Genomic DNA, 22,018 nt, shown 5'->3' on the forward strand with positions numbered 1-22,018 from the left:
GAGGAGTAGCTTTGAATAAGCTGGCATTGTTATTTCCCGGTCAAGGCTCCCAATATGTGGGGATGGGGAAGCATTCTTATGAGTTTTCTGCAGCCGCCAAGCAAGCGTTTGAAGAGGCGAATGACATCCTTGGGATGGACATCCGCAGGCTTTGCTTTGAAGGAAGCCTAGAGGCATTGAAGCAGACGGAGAACACACAGCCTGCAATACTGACAGCATGTTATGCGGATTATCTTTATTACCGGCAGCAAGGCGGAATTGAGCCTCATTATTCAGCCGGACACAGTCTTGGAGAAATCACTGCGCTTACCTGCGCAGGCGCTATTTCATTCCGGGATGCTCTGCAAATCGTACGTATTCGTGGTGAGTTAATGGCAGAGGCAGGACGCGAAGTCCCGACTCTGATGTCCGCGGTACGGGGAATGATGCCGGAAGAAGTAGAGGATTTATGTGCGTCGGTATCCACACCCGAGGAGTGGGCTGTGGTTTCTAATTACAATTCGCCCGGTCAATTGGTTGTCGCAGGACACCGGAATACGGTGATTTCGGTTGAGGAAGCGGCTAAGCAAAAGAACGCCGACGTGATCCGGCTGGAAGTCAGCACGGCCTTTCATACTCCGCTGATGAAAGAGGCGGGGGAACGGCTGTTTCAGGTTCTGAAAGGATTTCGCTATGAAGAACCGGCATGGCCGGTTCTCTCTAACGTCACCGTTCGTCCTTATGAGAGCAAGACAGAGATCCCGCAGCTTCTGACCGCACAAATGACGAGCCCTGTCCGTTGGACCGAGAATATGGATTATCTACAACAGCAAGGTGTCGCCGTGGCTGTAGAAATTGGTCCGAAGGCTGTTCTCCGGAATCTAATGCGTCCGGTTTACCCGGAGATACAAGCCTTCTCCTTCGATAAGGAGGAGGATCAAGTTTCGATTTTCAGACAATTGCAACTGTTGCCAACTGTTGTAACCAAGTGTCTGGCAGCGGCAGTTTCAACAAGAAATCAGAACTGGGACCAGGAAGAATATCAACAGGGTGTAATCGAACCGTATAGAAAAATCCGTCAACTTCAAAATGAGCTGGAGCAGTCAGGGAAGCAGCCCAACGTGGAGCAGATGAGAGACTCCCTGGACATGCTGATCCGGGTATTTACGACCAAGAAAGTGCCATTAGAGGAACAAAAAAGACGTATTGCGATGATTGTGGAATCGACGGGCACCGGAGGCATGTTCAAGGACTATTTGGATGCCTCCCCCGCTAAGTCTTATGACGCACTGCTATAACCATATTAAGCAATACGACCACGGGGTGAATAACCATGCTGGACTTCGATGAACTGAATTTGGACGAAATCGGAACACACGGCGAGAACGTGCTGGATGAAATTTCGCATAAGGATATCGCCATCATCGGGATGGCCGGCAAATTCCCGATGGCCGATAATCTTGACCGGTTCTGGCAGTTGCTCTGCAACGGAACCGATACAATAAGACCTTTCCCGGATAAGCGGAGACAAGATGTTGAAGCCTACGCGAAAGCAAGCGGTAAGCAAGATAGCGGATATATGGAAGCCGGATTTATGGAAGATATCGATCTGTTTGATTACCCTCTGTTTAAGCTATCACCGAAGGAAGCGGAGGCGATGGACCCGACACAGCGTCTTTTTCTCCAGATTGCATTACAGGCATTGGAGGATGCCGGATATGGGGGAGATGACATCATGGGGAGTAAGGTGGGCGTGTATGCAGGGCTGAGTGATTTCGGGGACAGCAAATATATAAGGATGTTGTCGGAATTGCAGCCTTCCTCTTATTCGCTAGGTATACTCGGGAATTTTCCAGCTTTAATGCCAAGCCGTATCTCTTATTTACTTGACCTGAGCGGCCCCAGTATGCTAATCGACACTTCTTGCTCCTCATCGGCTACCGCGATTCATATTGCAGTTCAAGCTTTGCGGTCAGGGGAATGCGAGATGGCTCTTGTAGGGTCAGTACGGCTGCATTTGTTTCCGCTATTACAGGGACCGATGCTAGGGATTGAATCCTCCGATGGTAAAACACGTACATTCGACGATGCCTCCGACGGGACGGGCATTGGCGAGGGGGCTGGTGCAATCCTGTTGAAGCCTCTGTACAAAGCAATAGAAGATGGAGATCCGATCCGGGCGGTTATTCGCGGAAGCGCATTGAATCATGACGGCCATTCCATCAGCATCACAGCCCCCCGTGATGAAGCGCAGGCCAGCGTGCTGAGAGATTCATGGGAGGATGCAAGGATCCATCCCGAAACGCTCAGCTATATTGAGGCTCATGGAACAGGAACGAAGCTGGGGGACCCCATAGAAATAGCAGGTATCGAGAAAGCTTTCCGGATGTATACCGACAAGAAGCAATTCTGTGCGATCGGTTCGGTAAAATCAAATCTCGGACATCTTTATGATGCATCGGGGCTCGCTTCCATCATGAAAGCCGTACTATCCCTGGAGCATGGTGAGATTCCGCCGACTTTACATTTTTCCAAATCCAATCGTGAAATTGATTTTCCGGATTCTCCCGTATACATTAGCGACGAATTACATAAATGGCAGCCTGGCAGTGATACTCCCAGACGTTGCGCCGTGAGCTCTTTCGGCATGAGCGGAACCAATTGCCACATCGTATTGGAGGAAGCCCCTCGTATAAACAAGCAGAGAGAAGCGGACGGTGAGGAAAGCGGCGACCATTTATTTACACTTTCGGCCCTGAACCCTTCAATACTCGAAAAGATGGCGGGGGACTATTATCATTTTCTTGCAGAAAATAAAGTTCACCCTAGAGATCTGTGCTATACCCGTGCAGTTGGAAGAAGACATTACGATCATCGCCTAGCGATCCAATTTGACCGCATAGAAGAACTAGTAGATATATTAGGCACGTTATCCGGAATGCCGGCGAAGCAGTGGAAGGAAATCGGACAGGTACGCTACGGGACTCACAAGCTGGTATCCCGGTTGAAAACAGACCGTCTTCCCGATGAAATCACCTTAGAAGAGCAAAAAGAACTTCGTTTGTCTGTTGATGAACATATAGCTTACAGCAAAGGTACAGGCAAACGGATCGACTGGGGACAGTTAGCGGAGTCTTATGCCAGAGGGGCAGAAATTCCATGGAAATCAGTCTATGCAGATGAGGGTCAGCGCAGAATTCGGCTTCCTGTGTATTCCTATGACCAGCTTAGATGCTGGATGCAAAACACGCTGCTTGAAGCGGACGAGATTCCGGCACAAGGAAGTGAATTCCGTCTGGAAGGGCGGGAGAACAGCGGATACAGCGAGGTAGAGTCTCTGGTAGGCCGTATAGTGCAGGAAGTAACAGGACTTGAGCGGGTACATGTATTTGCCAATTTTTCAGAGCTTGGGGCAAACTCTCTGCTCCTTACAGACCTTTACACGAAATTATCGCATCATTTCCCCGGAACGGTGGAAATTGCAGATCTGTTTGCATACCCTACCGTCTCTGATCTATCAACAATTATCGTTCAACGAGGAGGAACCCTTTCTTCAGATGCCGGAAGCGAACAAGATCGTTCGTCCATGGCAGGTTTTGATTCCTGTAGCCCATCGCCTGGACGGATTGCGGCAACTGGTCACGACATTGCCATTATCGGCATGTCCGGCCGGTTTGCGGATTCCAACTCCATTGAGGAGTTTTGGCGGCAGATTATTGAGGGGGCAGACTGTATCGGCGCATTTCCCGAACAACGAAAAAGGGATGTGGAGTTCTATCTGGAGGTGCTTCAAAAGAATAAAGAACAAGTTGAATACATCGAATCGGGATACCTGAAGGATATCGATAAGTTCGACTACTCCTTTTTCCATCTGTCTCCGAAAGAAGCCAGCTTCATGGATCCGAATCAACGCTTGTTTCTGGAAGAGGCCTGGCATGCTATAGAGGATGCCGGCTACGGAGGTGACCGGCTTCGGGGAAGTAAAACCGGTGTATTCATGGCCAATGGCGGGGATCTCCGGGCAAGTTATATGCAGATGCTGTATGCGGCGAACCGGGACGCGGTGCAAATGTCTTTGATAGGGAATTTACCGGCCGTCATACCAAGCAGAATTGCATACTTGCTGGATTTGAGGGGGCCCAGCATGATCATCGATACGGCATGTTCTTCCGCTTTGACGGCTCTTCATTTGGCTTGCCAAAGCATACGGAATGGAGAATGCGAATCCGCCATTGTAGGTGGTGTCCGGATCAGTCTGCTGCCGATGAAAGAAGGCGGTTCGGCGTTTGAATTTGAATCTGGAGACGGCAGGACCCATGCCTTCGATGATGCTTCTGACGGAACAGGTACCGGTGAGGGAGTCTCCGCTATTCTGATTAAGCCCTACTCTTCTGCAGTGTCGGACGGGGATCATATCTATGCAGTAATTAAAGGAAGCGCAATTAATCAGGATGGTACATCTATGGGCATTGCGGCACCCAATGCGGAAGCACAGACAGCCGTTATTGAAGCCGCCTGGAAGGATGCTAACATCCACCCTGAAACAATAAGCTGTATTGAAGCTCACGGAACAGGAACAAAATTGGGAGACCCGATTGAAATCAGCGGCATTGCCCGTTCCTTTCGGAAGTTCACGGAACGTAGACAATTTTGTGCCATCAGCTCCGTCAAATCTAATATCGGACATTTATATGAAGCAGCGGGCATGGCCAGCATCGTTAAGATGGTCAAATCTTTAAATGATCGAGTGATACCGGGGACGCTGCATTTCAATAAACCTAATGCTCTGATTGATTTTACGGATTCTCCGGTTTATGTGAACGATTCGCTGCGGAATTGGGAGCAACCGGACTCAAGTCCAAGACGATGTGGAATCAGCGCTTTCGGTTTAAGCGGGACTAATGCACACCTAATTCTCGAGGAGGCTATCCGTCCGTCCGTTCCTCAACAGGAGACTGGTTATGCCCCGAATATATTTACGTTGTCTGCCAAGAGCAAGCAGGCACTGGAGGCCATGGTTGAGAAATATATGGCGTTCCTCGGGGAGATGAATCAGCCGGAAATCTCTCTGCGGGATATGTGCTATACGCTACATACAGGCCGGGGGCATTATGAATACCGATTGGCAATTGTGACAACGAGCATTCCTTCGCTTGCTGAGGTGTTAGGCCGGCTGGCAAGGGACGGTCTTGACGTTGAAATTCCGAATGCATTTTATGGAAGCCACACAAGAGGCGAAGAAAATGTGAAGGCCGGAAGTTTGATGAGGGCATGGCAGCCAAATGGCTGGGAAGATGAAGAGGTTATCAGGGAGCTTAGCCGGCTTTATTGCTCAGGTGCGGCAGTGCCTTGGGAATCGCTTTATCAAGGCGAGATCAGACGCAGGATACCACTTCCCGTATATCCCTTCGAGCGAAAGCGTTGCTGGTTGAATCCCGACGGACTTAAGAATGGCGTTTCGGGAAGCCTGGAGCAACTCATGGGGCGGAATGGATTTCCTCCTGAACTGGCCGAAGCAATAATGAAATGGCAAGTGAGCCAGACTGTTTCAGAAGCACCGATAAACGGACCGGAACATAGTATCCAACTAAGCGGCAGAGAGCAAGGCAATTATTCCGGGCTGGAGTATCTGGTAAGCGAAGCATGGAGTCACGTGCTCGGTTTTGAAGCGTTCCATATTGACGGCAATTTTTTTGATTTAGGCGGCGATTCGATCTTGGCTTTAAGCATTGCTAATGATCTGAGCAAACGAATCGGAAAAAAAGTAGAAACTGTCGATTTGCTTAAATATCCAACCATTCGTCTACTCGGCGAGCATTTAAACGAAGATCTTGGCAACGAACAGTCCCAAAAATATGAACAGTTAAGACCGGTTGAAAAGCAGGAGACCTACCCTGCTTCTGTAGCACAACTGAGAACATACATGCAGGAGCAAATGGCTGGAATAGGTACAGCTTACAATATCCCTTTGATGCTGCGTATCGATGGTGAGCTGAATATTGCACAATTGGAAGCTACGGTGCAGGGTCTGATCGACCGGCATGAATCTTTCCGTACAACCTTTGAGATCGCAGACGGCCAAATTATGCAACGGATTCATGATGAGGTACACCTCCATTTAACTTGTAAAGAGGTACAAGAAGACCTATTGGACCAGGAGATCCAACGATTTGTTCGGCCGTTTAACCTGTCCAAGGCCCCTTTACTTCGGGCGCTTTTGTTACATACAGGTGATCAGCGGTACATCCTGATGCTGGATATGCACCATATCGTAACCGACGGCGTTTCTTTCAATATTCTGACGGAAGACTTTATTGCATTGTATGAAGGAAAAGCGCTGGCCCCCATTCCGATTCAATATAAAGATTATGCGGCATGGCAAAACCAGTTCATGGATTCGGAAGAAATGCGTGCCCAGAGAGCATATTGGAAGGAGACGCTTGGAGACGGACTCCCCGTCCTGAATTTGCCCTATGATTTCGTGCGGCCGGGTAACCGGACTTTTGACGGAAGTTTGGTTGAGTTTGTCATTGATCAGTCCCTAAGCTTGCGGATGAATGAGTTAGCCCGTTCCGTTGGAGTTACATTCAACAGCCTCCTGCTTTCGCTGTATGCGCTTCTGCTGTGCAAATACAGCGGGCAGGAAGAGGTCGTCATCGGTTCACTGGTATCCGGACGCAACCATCCGGATTTGGAACATATCATCGGTATGTTCAATAACTTTGTGCCGCTGCGGATTAAGCCTGAACCCGGTCTCTCGTTCCGAGAGTATCTGATGGCAACCTATCAGGGGTCGCTGACTGCTTACGAGAATCAAGACTACCCGTACGAAAAAATGATCGAGTTGTTGAGTGAACCGCCGGAGCGTTCCCGCAATCCGTTGTTCGATGTGATGCTGATCTTTCAGAACCAATATATGACAGGGGTGGGCATGGAAGCCGGCGGGGTTAAATTTGAGGAATCCCCCCTGTATATGAACACGGCAAAGCTGGATTTAAAACTGGATGTTTACCCGATGGTTACAGGTGAGTTCAGATGTACGCTTGAATACAATACAAATGTATTCCAATCGAAAACCATCAGCCGGATGGCTTTGCATCTTCTTGAAATCATCAGACAGGTATCGGAACAGCCGGATAATGCGTTACGGAACATTCGTCTGGTCACTTCGCAGGAAGAACAACAGCTGCTGTATCAATTTAACGATACGACAGTGCCTTATGCTAGGGATCGAACATTAACGGAACTGTTTGATTCCCAAGTTCAACTGACTCCCGGACACCGGGCGGTCTGGTACCAGGAACAAGCCCTGTCGTTCTATGAATTGGACAAGCTGGCCAATCATCTGGCTTGGCGTTTACGATCTCATGGGGTGGGGCCCGGAACAGTGGTGGCCCTCCAAATGGATCGATGTCTTTATATGCCTGTCAGTATTCTGGCGGTATTAAAGGCCGGCGGGGCATACTTGCCAATCAGCCCGGATTTGCCCGATGAACGGGCAGCTTATATTTTGAATGACAGCAAAGCGCGCATTCTGTTAACCGCAGGCGTATTCAAGCGGCAAGGGAGAGAGTATGCCGGACCGGAAGGGTACGAAGGTATTGTGTTGTCCACGGATGCCCCTGCCCTTTATACGGGAGAAGAGAAAAGTTTGGAGATCCTGCATACATCTAAAGACCTGGCTTATATCATCTATACCTCAGGCTCGACGGGGAAACCGAAAGGAGTAATGATTGAGCATTTTTCCGTGGTCAATCGTCTTCTATGGATGCAAAAAGCATACCCGCTCAATGATCAGGATATTATCCTTCAAAAAACACCATACACGTTTGATGTTTCAGTATGGGAGTTATTCTGGTGGCAATTTACGGGATCGACAATGTGTCTACTGCCGCCCGGAGATGAGAAAGATCCGGCGGCGATTTATGCGGCGGTCCGGGACCAACGGGTCACGACGCTGCATTTCGTTCCTTCTATGCTCCATATTTTCCTGGAATATATCACCGGGAAGGATACCAAATGTCTATCCAGCCTGAAGAGAGTGTTTGCCAGTGGAGAAGCCCTTTCCTTGCCTGTGGTCCAGCGGTTTAATTCGCTGTTATATGAAACAAACGGAACCAAGCTTCATAATTTATACGGTCCTACGGAAGCGGCCATCGACGTTACTTATTTTGATTGTTCTCCGTGGGCTGATCACTTCTCCAAGGTCCCGATCGGTAAGCCTATCCATAATATCAGGCTGTATGTACTGGACAACAGTCTTGAGTTATGTCCCGTAGGAATTGCGGGTGAGCTGCATATAGCCGGAGACGGCCTTGCGAGGGGATACATGAACCGTCCGGAACTGACAGAGGAAAAATTCATAGTGAACCCCTATGAGCCGGGACAGTTCCTGTATAAAACCGGTGATTTGGCGAAATGGCTCTCCGATGGAAATATCGAGTACTTGGGAAGAATTGATCATCAGGTAAAGATCAGAGGTAACCGGATCGAACTGGGCGAAATCGAGCAGGTGCTGCTGGCCGATTTGCGGATAAAGGAAGCGGTCGTGAAGGTTTGGAAAGAACCGGATGGTGAGGATCAAGCTTTGTGTGTCTATTATGTAGCCCATTCGGAGATTATGCGCGGCGAATTGCGGGAGCGGCTGTCCCGTTCCCTGCCCGATTACATGATCCCTGCCTATTTTGTTCCCCTAGAGGCCCTGCCGTTAACCGCAAATGGAAAAGTTAACCTTGCCGTTCTCACGGAACCGCAGGAACAAGCCAGGGAAACAGGAGTTCCTTATGAGCCGGCGGCCAATGAAACCGAGCAGTTGCTTGTTATGATTTGGAAGGAACTGCTGAGCATTGAAACTATAGGAGTCCATGATTCTTTCTTTGAGGTCGGGGGGCAATCTCTTAAGGCGACCCAACTGGTTACAAAAATCCATCAAAAGTTTCAGGTTACGCTACAAATTCGTGACGTATTCAAACATACAACCATCCGGGAGCTGGCCGGCTGTATCCGCAGTAAAGTTATGAGTCTACATCAACCGATTTCACCGGCACCATTCGGCAGGTACTATCCGGTAACTTCTGCACAGCAGCGTTTGTATGCACTCTGCACCGCAAGGGATATAGGGATTGCCTACAACCTGCCTTACGTCATGAAGGTAAGGGGGAACTTGGATAGATCCCGCTTCAAGCAGGCGATGCAGCATCTGATAAACCGCCACGAAGCACTGCGCACCTCCTTTGCTCTGGTGGATGGCGATGTCGTTCAAACGATACAGGATTTCGTTCCCGCTGCATTGGATGAAATTCATAGAAATGGAGACACCGTGGAGGAAACCATCCGGGGCTATATCCGGCCATTCAATCTGGAGAGGGCGCCGCTTATGCGATTAGGATTGCTTGAAGAGGGGCCGGATGAGTGTCTGATGCTGTTTGATATCCATCACATCGTTGCGGACGGAGTTTCCATCTATTTACTGGTAAGGGAATTCATGATGTTGTACCAAGGATATGATCTTCCCTCGATGCGCATTCATTATAAGGATTATGCGGTGTGGCTGCAGCAGTTTATCCGGTCACAAGATTTTGTTGAACAAGAAGAAAACTGGCTTTCCCTCTTCCGGGAGCTTCCGGATACCGGTGAACTGCCTGCCGATTATCCAAGACCGGCTGAGCTTAAATTTGAAGGCAAGCATCATCTTGTGAATGTAAATGATACGCTGGCTGAAGGTTTGAGAAGGGTAGCTTCCTCTTCACAGACGACTTTGTTTACCGTTCTATTTACAGCCTTTCATATCTTATTGTCAAAATATACGGGGAAAGAGGATACCATTACCGGCCTTCCCATTGCTGGACGTACCCACTCAGACATGGATGAATTAATCGGAATGTTTGTGAATACGTTGGCGATTCCTGTCCGGTCGGACAAGCATAAATCCTTTACGGATGTTTTAGCAGCGGTCAAGGAAGTGATGCTGTTTGCCCAAGAGAATCAAGACTATCCCTTTGAAGATCTGGTGAAGAACCTGGGACTGAAGCCGGAGATGAACCGGAACCCGCTGTTCGATGCGGCATTTGTTATGCAAAATATGCAGAATCCGGATACTAGGTTTGGAGGACTCCTGTTCACTCCTTATCCTTATGACAACAGGACATCCAAATTTGACCTTACGCTGGAAGTTCAGGAGGAAGGGAATGGGCTTCAATGTACATTTGAGTACCGTACCCAGCTGTTCCTTCCGGCAACCATTCAACGGATGGGCGAAGACTACGTTCAACTTCTGAAGACGATTGCCGGAAATCCCGGATTGCAGTTGAAAGATATTGCATTGACAGCCGCACCATCCATGAGGCAGGTAGACTTCGGCGATGAGGTTGAATTTACGTTTTAACGGGATAGGGGTGTAAATTATGGAATATGATCTGATTGCCCATAACATACTTATGGCCAGCGGAGAGTTAAATCACGAGAGAGAGTTTTGGCTTGAACAGTTGTCGGGAGACCCTAAGCGCAGCGGTTTTCCGGCAGATAGAATCAGAAGGCGGGAAGACAGGGCAGTTGATGAAACCTTGGTCTTTGCTTTGCCCTATGAGGTGTCAAATAGGCTTATAACAATGGGCAATGGATCGCTGCAGTCGCTGTTCGTAATACTGGCTTCGGGAGTCGGTTATCTACTCTCCAAATTTTCTATGGATAACGATGTTCTTATCGGAATCCCGGCATCCCTCCTCGAAGAAGAGGCGGATTCCCAACAGGCCATCTTGCCTGTAAGACTGCGAATGCAAGCGGATATGAGCTCTAAGGAACTGATTATACAGTGCAGGGAGGGGATTGTTCAGGCATATAAACATCCGAACTATCCTGTACATTTACTTGCACAGGAACTGGGGATTTGGAGCCAAGGAGACGAAGAGCCGTTTCTCCCCGTGTGCGTGACGATGGACAATCTTCATTCCTGCAAGAATCCGGGTGTGCTGCATGCCGATATGCTGTTCAAATTTACGCGCCAGGAAGCGGATCTGGGATTGGAACTGGCGTATAACTCCAGGCTGTACAATCCGGATAAGATCCATACGGTGGTTTCCTGCCTGATCCGGTATTTGGCGGAGCTGGCGGTGGAGCCGGGCCGCAGACTTGGCGACTTTGACCTTGTATCGGGTGAAGAGAGGGTCCGGATAATCGACGAGTATAACGATGTTCCCTGGCCGCTTTATACAGAAGAGCTGATTCCTTATTATTTTGAAGAGCAGGCTGAAAAGAATCCAGATAAAGAAGCGGTAATCTGCGGAGAACTGACTCTAAGCTTTGGCCAACTCAATACAGAAGCGAACCAGATTGCCCGGCTGTTGAGAGCAAGAGGCCTCGGCTCCGGACGAATCTGCGGAATTATGATACAACGTTCACCACTCATGATAACGTACATGCTTGCCGTGCTGAAGGCGGGTGGGGCCTATCTGCCAATTGATCCAAATGTTCCGGAGGAACGGATTCATTTTATGCTTAGGGATAGCGGGGCATCCATACTGTTATCCGCGTCGGATACCATTAATAAGTTGAATTTGGACAGGCTCGAGTTGAAGGCTATCGTTTTGGAGCGGGACCGGACCTTTTGGATGTCGGAGGAAACCGGAAACCTGCAGAAGGTGAACCGCCCGGAGGACCTTGCCTACATCATTTATACGTCCGGATCTACCGGGTCTCCAAAGGGCGTTATGATACCGCACAGGAATGTGGTGCAAACGGTACTGAGAAACGGCTATATCGCTTTTGAACCGGGAGACCGGACTTTGCAGATGACGAATTATGCGTTTGACGTTTCCGTGAGTGAGATTTTCGGTTCTTTGCTTCATGGCATTCCGCTTGTGCAGGTCGGACAGGGAGCTTTGATCGACATCCCAGAAATCTCGAGGATTGTTACGGACAAGCAGGTGACCGTTGCATTCATGACGCCTTCCTATTTCAATGCGCTTGTGGATTACGATTTGGATTGTTTGAAAAAACTTCGCCGCATTCTGATTGGAGGGGAGAAGGCTTCACTTACTCATGTCCGTAAAGCAGTTCAGGCATTGGGCGAACACCGTGTTGTGAATGTATATGGTCCCACGGAAGCGACGGTTTATGCGGCTTATTATCCGGCGGATCTGACAGTCATGGAAAGGGATACGGTACCGATTGGACGCCCGTTGCCCAACACCCGTCTTTACGTTTTGGATGCCTACGGAAAAGCTCAGCCCGTAGATATCCCAGGTGAGCTTCACATCGGAGGGCCGCGTTTGGCGGATGGCTATTTGAACCGTCAGGAGTTGACATCTGAAAGATTCGTGCCCAATCCTTATGCGCCGGGAGAAAGGCTCTACAAAACGGGGGACTTAGCCCGTTGGAGCAAAGATGGCGTCGTAGAATACTTGGACCGTATGGACAATCAGGTGAAAATACGCGGCTTTCGCATAGAGCTTGGGGATATACAATCGCATATGGAAAGCTTTCCGGGAATTCTGGAGGCTGCCGTTATTGCGCGGGAATCGGAGTCCGGGATGGTAGAACTTCATGCCTATTATGTGGCTGACTTCAATCTGAATGGCCATGACCTGGTTCAACATTTGTCAGGCCGACTTCCGGGCTACATGATTCCAGTCCAGCTTATGCAATTGCAGCGTATGCCGGTTACCCCAAACGGAAAATTGGACAGAGGAAAGTTACCCCTTCCTGTGGCCCCGGAGCCGGAATCCTATGTGGCGCCCCGGACAGAGAAGGAAAGCATTTTGGCTCAAGTCTGGCAGGAAGTACTAAAGACTGGTCCGATCGGAATATACGATACGTTCCTCTCTCTCGGTGGGGATTCGATAAAAGCGATTCAAATCTCTGCCCGTATGCGAGTGAATAAGCTGGCCCTTGACGCAAAGCTGATGTTTGAATATCCGGTTATTGCCGAATTGGCGAACCGTGCCGTTCCGCTGTTCAGAGATATCGACCAAGCTCCCGTCCAAGGGGAGGTGAGACTTACCCCCATTCAGCGATGGTTTTTTGAACGCGAATTTACGGACGCCCACCACTTTAATCAGTCCTTTCTGTTCCGGAGCGAACGTAAACTGGAGCGGGATAAGCTTATGCGAGTATTGTCCCGGTTGGCCGAGCATCACGACGCATTGAGAATGGTCTACCAGAAGAATGAAGACGGCTGGGTGCAATTTCAAAGGGGGCTGGAGGAGCCTCTATGCCACATTTTCGAAGCGGATATGCACAATGAATCCGAACTTGTCACGCTGATTGATCACGTACAGTCGGGCATCAACCTGGAGAGCGGTCTCCTGCTCTATGCCGGATTGCTGCACTTTCAGCAGAGCAGTTACTTGCTGTTAACGGTTCATCACTTGGTTGTGGACGGGTACTCCTGGAGAATTCTGCTGGAGGACCTGGAGACCTTGATGCGGCAGGACGATCGTGGGGAAGCGTTCCAGTTGCCGCTAAAAACAGATTCGTTCTTGAATTGGGCGGACGCCCTGAATTCTTATGCAAATGAGCGGGAGATCAGGGAACAGAAGAAATATTGGGAAGAAATCGCGGGCAAGCCCATCATCCGGCTGCCGGAAGATCAAGCGGCTGCAAGTGATTGTTATTCCATGAATGCGGTGATTGAGCAACTCTTCGAAGCGGAGGATACGGAGAAGTTGTTAACGGATTCCCGCAATGCGTTTAACACGGACGTTCAGGATCTCCTGCTGGCGTCGCTTGGACTTGCTGTCTCCGAATGGGCAGGCGGAAATCAGATCCTACTTGCACTGGAGGGACATGGAAGGGAGCCGATACGTGAGGACCTTGATGTCAGCAGAACGGTGGGATGGTTTACGGCATTATATCCGATCATTATCGATATGGAACACCGGGACGATCCGGGTAAGCTGATCAAAACGGTCAAGGAGACGATCCGCCGCATACCGCATAAAGGACTCGGCTACGGTCTTTTGAGGTATACGGCGTCCGGGGAGGAGGCTTTGGCGCTTCAGTGTACACCTGAGATTTGTTTTAACTATTTGGGTGAATTCTCCGAAGGTCATGGAAATGCATCCCAAGGGTTGACTCCTATTAGCGAAGGCATTGGTCTGTCCGCAGGCAACCGCGTTGAAAGAATGTTCAAGCTCAGTGTGACCTGTTTCGTCTCAAACGGTCAGCTTCATACGCAAGTGGAATACAACAAGGAGCAGTATCATTCGGCTACCATCGCCCGGTTAACCTCAAAGCTTCTCTCTCATCTCAAGGGACTGGTGCAGTATTGTCTGTCTGTCCGGGATACGGAATGGACCGCCTCCGATTTGGGTGACGCCTCGCTATCCATTGAGGATTTCGATGAAATATCCGCTTTTGTGGAAGAGTGGAATTAAGGGGGAGAAACGTGAAAATCCAAAAAATTTACGATATGACGCCCCTTCAACAGGGGATGCTGTTCCATTCCCTGATAAATCCCAGTTCTCAGGCCTATCTTGAGCAAATGTCCATGCTGGTGCGCGGGCCCTTTGATTCGGATTGGTATGAACAGAGCATCAACCTGCTGATACAACGGTATGACATCTTCCGCACCATCTTCGTGCATCAAAAGCTTGATGTTCCCCGACAGGTTGTGCTGAAGGAGCGTAAGCTTTCGGTCCGGTGCGAGGACTTGTCCGAACTTGACGCCTCGGAACAGAAGCAGCGGATTGAGAGCTTCTGCCTTGAGGAGCGATCCCGGACGTTTGATTTGTCACGAGATATGCTTCTTCGGGTCTCTGTCATTCGGCTTCGGAATGATCTGCATCAGATTGTCTGGAGTTACCACCATATCGTAATGGATGGGTGGTGTCTGGGACAGTTGATTTCCGAGCTCTATGACTTGTATCAGGCCCAGGCAACGGGGCAAACACTTCGGCTTGAGCCTGCTGCACCGTATAGTAACTATATTGCTTGGCTTCAGAAGCAAAACCGTGAAGAGGCCTGCGAGTATTGGAAGAGGCTTCTGGATGGCTTCGCGGGCCATACAGGAATACGGAAAACAGGGAGTAGCAAGGAGCCCTACCTAAAGAAGGAATACAGCTTTCACGTAGACCAGCAACTGACGGAAGCGCTGAAAGAAAGCGCACGACAGAACGGAGTAACGTTGAACACGGTCATTCAAACGGTATGGACGCTTCTTCTGAGCCGGTACAACAATTCGGATGACGTAGCTTTCGGGTGTGTAATTTCGGGGCGTCCCGCATCTCTCCCGGATAGCGGCAAAATGATCGGTCTCTTCATTAACACGATACCAATCAGGATGAAGCTGGATCCCGATGCGACTGGTGCCGAACTCTTAAAGAGGGTTCAGCAACAAGCGCTGGAATCAGAAGCGTTCGGTTACTTGCCTTTATCGGAAGTTCAAACGTACTCTTCGCGCAAGCAGCATCTTGTTGACCACATTCTGGTTTTTGAGAACTATCCGATCGAGAGTTTGTCCCGCCACCAGTACGAGGAACAAGGAACCCATGACTTTCAGGTTGAGAAGGTCGAATTTTTCGAACAAACGAATTACGACTTGAATATCATCGTGGTACCCGGAGAAGCATTGACGATCAAAATGATGTACAACCATTCTGTTTACGAAGCGGAAACGATCGAGCATGTAGCAAAACATTTCGCAAGAATTAGTCAGTCTATGGCGGAGCAAACGGAACGGTCTCTGAGGCATATTGATGTGTTGGGGGAACAGGATCAACAGCGTATCCGGCAAGATTTTTCATCAGGGCAGCAGCCTGAATGCCCGGTCGCCGTAGTTCATCATCTGTTCGAAGCTTACGTGGAATCTGCTCCGCAGAGACCGGCTGTTGCGGACAAGAGTCAAACGTACAGCTATTCGGAAATAAACGCGCGGGCCAATCAGATTGCGCGGGTTCTCCGGAAGAAAGGGTTTGGGCAAGGACAGATTGCCGGAATCATAACCGACCGGTCCGCAGATATGATCGTTGCCATAATCGGAATATTGAAAGCAGGAGGGGCGTATCTGCCGATTGACCCCGGCTATCCTTCCGATCGAATAGCATTCATGTTGCAGGACAGTGCCGCTTCCTTTCTTTTGATTCAACCGCAGTACCGGTTTCCTGCGTCCTTCATCGGCGAAATCCTGAGCTTGCCTGGCCTCGGCCAGGAAGAAGGCACAGGAAATCTTCAGGATATCGGGAGCCGGCCGGAAGACCTGGCTTATATCATATACACCTCGGGATCTACGGGTAAACCCAAGGGGGTTATGGTACCGCACAAAAATATCGTCTTTACTGTCCGGAACAATGGTTATCTAGATATTACCGCCCGGGATAGAATTCTTCAGCTATCTAATTACGCGTTTGATGGTTCGATCTTCGATATTTTCGGTGCACTTTTGAACGGCGCTACCCTTGTACTTATCCCTGCGGGATGGGTTGCGGACGGCGTAAAAAGCTCCCGGTATATCAACGAACAGGGTGTAACCATTACTTTTATGACTACCGCTTTGTTTAATGCCTTTGTCGATACGGACCTGTCTGGATTGTCCTGTTTAAGGAAGCTGTTGTTCGGGGGAGAACGTGCGTCGGTGAGACATGTACGCCGGGCGATGGAACAATTGGGTGAGAATCGTCTGATTCATGTGTACGGGCCAACGGAGACGACGGTTTTTGCCACCTTTTATCCTGTCAGTGAAATTCCTGAGCACGCAGTTGCGATTCCCATTGGTAAACCCATTCACCATACAAGTCTGCATGTTCTTGATCTGTGGGATAGGCCTCAGGGGATCGGTGGGCAGGGAGAACTGTACATTGGCGGCAGCAGACTCTCCGACGGTTATCTTAATCGGCCAGAACTTACAGCGGATCGCTTCGTCGTCATCCCGGAATACTCGAAGGAACGGCTCTACAGAACCGGAGATATGGTACGCTGGCTGCCGGATGGATCTCTTGAGTTTCTGGATCGTGCGGACAGTCAGGTCAAGATTCGCGGATTTCGCATTGAGCTTGGGGAAGTAGAGGCGGCGATCTTGCCGCTTCCGGGAGTCCGGGCCTGTACAGTTATCGCTGAGAAGCGGGAAACCGGTTTGGGCGAGTTGATTGCATATGTTGCAGTTGATGAGAGGGATATGGATCAGTTGCAAGCTTTGCTCTTAGATACTTTGCCGGATTATATGATTCCGGCACACCTGGTGCGACTGGATGAGTTACCGCTGACTCCTAACGGTAAGGTAGACCGAGGGAGACTGCCGGCAGCGGGAAGCCAAAGGATAACCGCGGGCTATACGGCGCCAAGATCGGAAACGGAGGAACAACTGGCAAGGATTTGGCGGGATGTCTTGGAGATTCCCCAAGTAGGGGTATTTGACGATTTCTTTGAACTCGGGGGCCATTCTCTCAAAGCGATGATAGCAGCAGCAAGAATACATAAAGAGCTGGAAACGGATGTGGGAGTCAAGGATCTGTTTCAACACCGTACGATTGATGAGCTTGCCCTGTATATTACCCGGTCGGAAAGGGCAAGTTTTGCCGCCTTAGAACCGGCTCCGTTCCAAGACTGGTATCCGCTGACTTCAGCGCAAAGAAGACTTTATGGTATTCAGCAACTGGAGGGATCTTCTCTAGCCTATCAGATGCCGGGGGTCTTCATCCTGGACGGCACGTTGGACCTGGAAAGGGCGCAATTTGCTCTAAATCAGCTTGTTGAGCGGCACGAATCCTTGCGGACCAGCATCGAGTTCTCAGGTAACGGCCTGTGTCAGAGAATCCATTCCGGTATTAAGCTTGAGGTCGGGTTTATTCATTCGGATGAAACGGGCGTACCTGCAGTAATTGAGCGGTTTATCCGCCCCTTTGATGTATCGTCTGCCCCGATGTTCCGGGCTCAATTGGTCAGAATCAATGAGGGCAAGCATTTATTGATGTTTGATATGAATCATATCATTTCGGACGGTGCCTCCATTGGAATTCTGGCGAAGGAGTTCGGCCTGCTCTATCAAGGGGGGCTGATGGAACCGCTGCGCATACAATATAAAGACTATGCCGTCTGGGAACTTGCTCATCGCGATACGGAACAATACCAGGCACAGGAGCAGTATTGGCTAAAAGTGTTCTCAGGTACGCTGCCTCTCTTGGAGATGCAAATGGATTATCCGCGGGGGCTAGTACAGCGTTTTGACGGCGACAGGTTTACGGTAACTGTTGGTTCCCGTTTATCTTCCGATCTGCGCCGTTTATGCCAACAGACCGGAACAACGCTTTTTATGGTGCTCTTATCTGCCTACTATGCTTTGTTGTTCAAGTATACAAATCAGGAGGATTTTATTGTCGGAACACCCGTTTCCGGAAGGCCGCATGCCGATCTCGAAGAGGTGGTGGGTCTGTTCGCCAACACCCTGGCTCTACGAATGCACCCTCATTCGGATAAAACCTTTAACATGCTGCTTCTGGAGCTAAAACAGCATCTGCTTGATGCGCTGGAGCACCAAAGCTATCCTTTCGAGACACTGGTCGGAAAATTAAATCTGCGTAGGGAATTAAGTCGAAATCCATTATTCGATACTTTCTTTTCGATGGAGAATGTGGACCGAGGCCGGCTGGATCTCAAGAACCTTACATTTACACCGTATCCATTGAAAATGAACGTGTCAAAGTTTGACCTTTCACTGATCGTTCGGGAGCATGAGGGTGACATTGAAATCGAATTTGAATACTGCACCTCCTTATTTCAAGAGTCTACTGTCCGGCGGATGGGAGGGCATTATCTGCATTTGCTTGAGCAGGCGGTGCGAAACCCGTCCTGCCGTTTGGGCGATATGAAGCTTGCAACTCCTGAAGAAGAGGCCCTGTTAGTCGAAAGGTCCAAACAGACGGCGGTCTTTGAAGCTCCCAGCGGGTTGTGCCTGCAGACGTTATTTGAAGTGCAGGCAAGACAGTACGGGGAACGGACTGCTCTTGTTTTTGACGGGCAGGCGTTAACCTACAAAACGTTGGACGAGCTCTCCAATCGGCTGGCCAGAACGCTGAGAAACTGTGGAGTAAAGCCCGATGAGCCGGTTGGATTGATTTGTGAACGATCCTTTCAAATGATCATTGGTATTCTAGGCATTCTAAAAGCCGGCGGGGCCTATATGCCCATCGATCCGCATGCTCCCGAAGACCGGATTGCGCTCATGAAGGAAGATGCCGGGTGCACAAAGGTTATTGTACAGAGCCAATTCGGGGAATCGGCAGCATCCTGGTCATCGTGCGTTTTTCTCGATCAGATGGAATTATGGGACTCGGACGATTCTGCGCTGCCTCCGGTGAACCGTCCGGATGATCTTGCCTATGTCTTATTTACATCAGGCTCCACCGGTAAGCCTAAGGGCGTTATGATTGAGCACCGTAACGCTGTGAATTTCATCCTGGGCATGCAGGCGAAATATCCGCTGACGGGGAATGATGCTTTTCTGCTGAAGACTGCCTATACATTCGATGTTTCCGTAACAGAGCTGTTTGGTTGGATTCCTGGAGCCGGTAAATTGGTTATTTTGGAGCCTGGTTTGGAAAAGGACCCTCAGCACATCGTTAAGACAGTCCGGAAGCATGGTGTTACCCATTTGAATTTTGCGCCTTTTGTTTTTCACATGTTTTTAAAATCCCTGCACAAACAGGAACTGGCGCAGTTGGACGGGTTGTCATATGTCTTTGTATGCGGAGAGGCATTTACAAAAGATCTGGTCAAGCAGGTACTTGAACTTCCTGCGCATATTCGCATCTTAAACTGTTATGGTCCGACCGAGGCCACCGTTTATGCAACGGTTTACGAATTGAACAGAGAGGAAGGGGCTGTTATTCCCATCGGCAAGCCTATTCCGAATTACCAAGTATTTATTCTTGATCCGGAAGGACATGTCCAGCCCCTTGGGGTTCCGGGCGAGTTGTTTATTGCAGGAGGCGGACTTGCGAGAGGGTACATGAACCGTCTGGACCTCACCGGAGAGCGTTTCACATTCCATCCTTCTCATGACGGCCTCCGGATGTACCGGACGGGAGATTTGGCCAAATGGCTTCCTGACGGAAATCTGGAATACTTGGGGCGGATGGATCAACAGTTGAAAATACGTGGTTTTCGGATTGAGCCTGGTGAGGTGGAATATCATATTCTTCGTTTCGGGCCCGTAAAGCAGGCGGTTGTGACGGCTTTCGAAGAAGATGGTGGTGGAAAGTTGCTGTGTGCTTTCTATACGGCTAGTGAACAAGTGGATGTTGAGAGACTGAGAATCCATTTGCGTCATAAGCTTCCTGATTATATGGTTCCGTCCCATCTCCGTCAACTCCCTGAGCTTCCTCAAACCACAAGCGGCAAGATAGACCGAAAACGTCTTCCCAAGCCGGTGTTTACACCATCGCAGAAACAAGCATATGCACCGCCGGAAAAACCGGAGGAGCTAATAGTGGCCGATGTGTGGAGGGAAGCGTTGAGACTTGAGACCGTGGGGATTCACGATAATTTCTTTGAGCTCGGAGGGGATTCCCTTAAAGCGGCCCACGCGGCCCTTACTTTAAGGAACCATTATCCGGCGCTTGAGGTTCGTGATCTGTTTCAATACAGCACGGTCAGAGAACTGGCGGACTACATCTCGCGCTTGAACGGCCGAAAGGAACTTCTGCATACCCGCCTTCTTCAGTCCCCGAGGGAGTGGAATTATATACTTGAAGAACAGGCGGTTAATGCTGCCGGCTCTCTCGCCGCTGAGTATGACCGGCTTGAAGCCCAGTACCATGCGGAGGTGGCCAGTGGCGGCAAAGTGACCCGGACGTACACTCCTTCCGCAATCCAGAAGTTTCATTACATGAATCCGGATTATGTGGGGGTCTTCATCGTCTTCGACGAGATTCCGGACAGGATAGCCTTTCATCAGGCGATCCTTAGGTTGCTACGTGAGCAACCGCTTCTGCGCAGTAGGCTCCAGATTCATGAAGGAGAGCTCTTCTGGCAGGAGCTGGAGGCACCGGAGCAGGTAGAGGTGCCGGTACTGGATATTTGCGTCTACCCTGAAGAGATTCGTGCTGCGGTTATGCGCAAGCTGGCAGCTTACCAGCGGTACAAGTCTTATCCTCGGGAGGGAGCACTTCTTCACCGGATGTTATTGATTAAATGTAGTGATTCTACCCATCTGTTTACCGTGTCCTGCAGTCACATGATATTTGACGGGATGAGCGCCGAAATCTTTAAAAACAATTTATTGTCTTACTATTATGATTATCTGAAAACGGGCAGCTTGAAACCTGCTATATTACGCGGGAATTACCCTGAATATATCAAACTGCTTGAGGAAGGGCCGATCCATACCACAGACGACGGGCTGACAACGGCTTACCGGCTGGAGGAAGGTGTTCGGGAATTGAGAACGTGGAGGACCGAATTAAAGAACAAGCAGGTCCGTCAACAGGGGATGACAAGATTTCAGACTCAGTTTGAATTGAACCCCTTCCAGTTGGAGAAAGCGTGGCAAATGGTCGTCACTGCGCTCTGGCGCTATGTTTCACAGGAGTTTGGACTCGGACACTTGCCTCTCGGGGTTGTTCATATGGGGCGTCGGTATGCACAAGAAACGTACTATCATGCAATAGGAGATTTTGTGGATGTGATTCCGCTATTGATCGACCGGTCCCAATTAGAAAGCGGAGGGGTATTCGAAACGGTGCAGCAACAAACGAATTTTGCGCTAGATAACCGGATAAATTTCACCAGCATGCTCATAGAGAAGCCGCTGCGGATCCAGTATCCCAAGACCTCATCTTTATTAGAGGATTTCTTGCAGGAATCCCACATTCTTTTTAATTTCATCGGTCAATACGATTCCGACGAAATCCGATTAACGGACCAGTTGATGGAAGAGCGGCGGGAAGATTTGGAGGTGATAACCTCACGGGCAGAACAGATGTGGGTATTCGTGCGTCATTCGTCCCAAATCGTTTACGTTAACATCATTCTCCCATATGCAGAGGATACCCGGCAGTTGGAGCAGGTATTCGAAGAAATGTGCGTGCAAGTATAACAGACATATATACCC

Annotated in this window: 4 protein-coding genes; all 4 read left to right on the plus strand. The window is 49.7% G+C overall.

What is annotated here, in order from left to right:
• The first annotated feature begins 11 nt into the window (after positions 1-11).
• Genes fabD through AC0LWN_RS24215 form a run of 4 tightly spaced genes read left to right on the plus strand, consistent with a single transcriptional unit; the run spans position 12 to position 22,003 of the window.
• Positions 12-1,277: an ACP S-malonyltransferase gene (fabD, locus tag AC0LWN_RS24200; RefSeq protein ID WP_474669868.1), complete on the plus strand. Its 1,266-nt coding sequence runs from the start codon at positions 12-14 to the stop codon at positions 1,275-1,277.
• A gap of 35 nt (positions 1,278-1,312) precedes the next feature.
• Complete coding sequence (locus AC0LWN_RS24205) at positions 1,313-10,363, plus strand: amino acid adenylation domain-containing protein (protein ID WP_474669870.1); 9,051 nt, start codon at positions 1,313-1,315, stop codon at positions 10,361-10,363.
• A gap of 19 nt (positions 10,364-10,382) precedes the next feature.
• Entirely contained in the window at positions 10,383-14,351 is a 3,969-nt protein-coding gene (locus tag AC0LWN_RS24210) for an amino acid adenylation domain-containing protein (RefSeq protein ID WP_474669872.1), read from the plus strand.
• Positions 14,352-14,362: 11 nt separating this feature from the next.
• Positions 14,363-22,003 carry an amino acid adenylation domain-containing protein gene (locus AC0LWN_RS24215; RefSeq protein ID WP_474669874.1) on the plus strand — a complete coding sequence of 2,547 codons (7,641 nt, stop codon included), beginning with the start codon at positions 14,363-14,365 and terminating at the stop codon, positions 22,001-22,003.
• Positions 22,004-22,018 lie beyond the last annotated feature (15 nt).

This window comes from Paenibacillus sp. sgz302115, assembly GCF_056120445.1.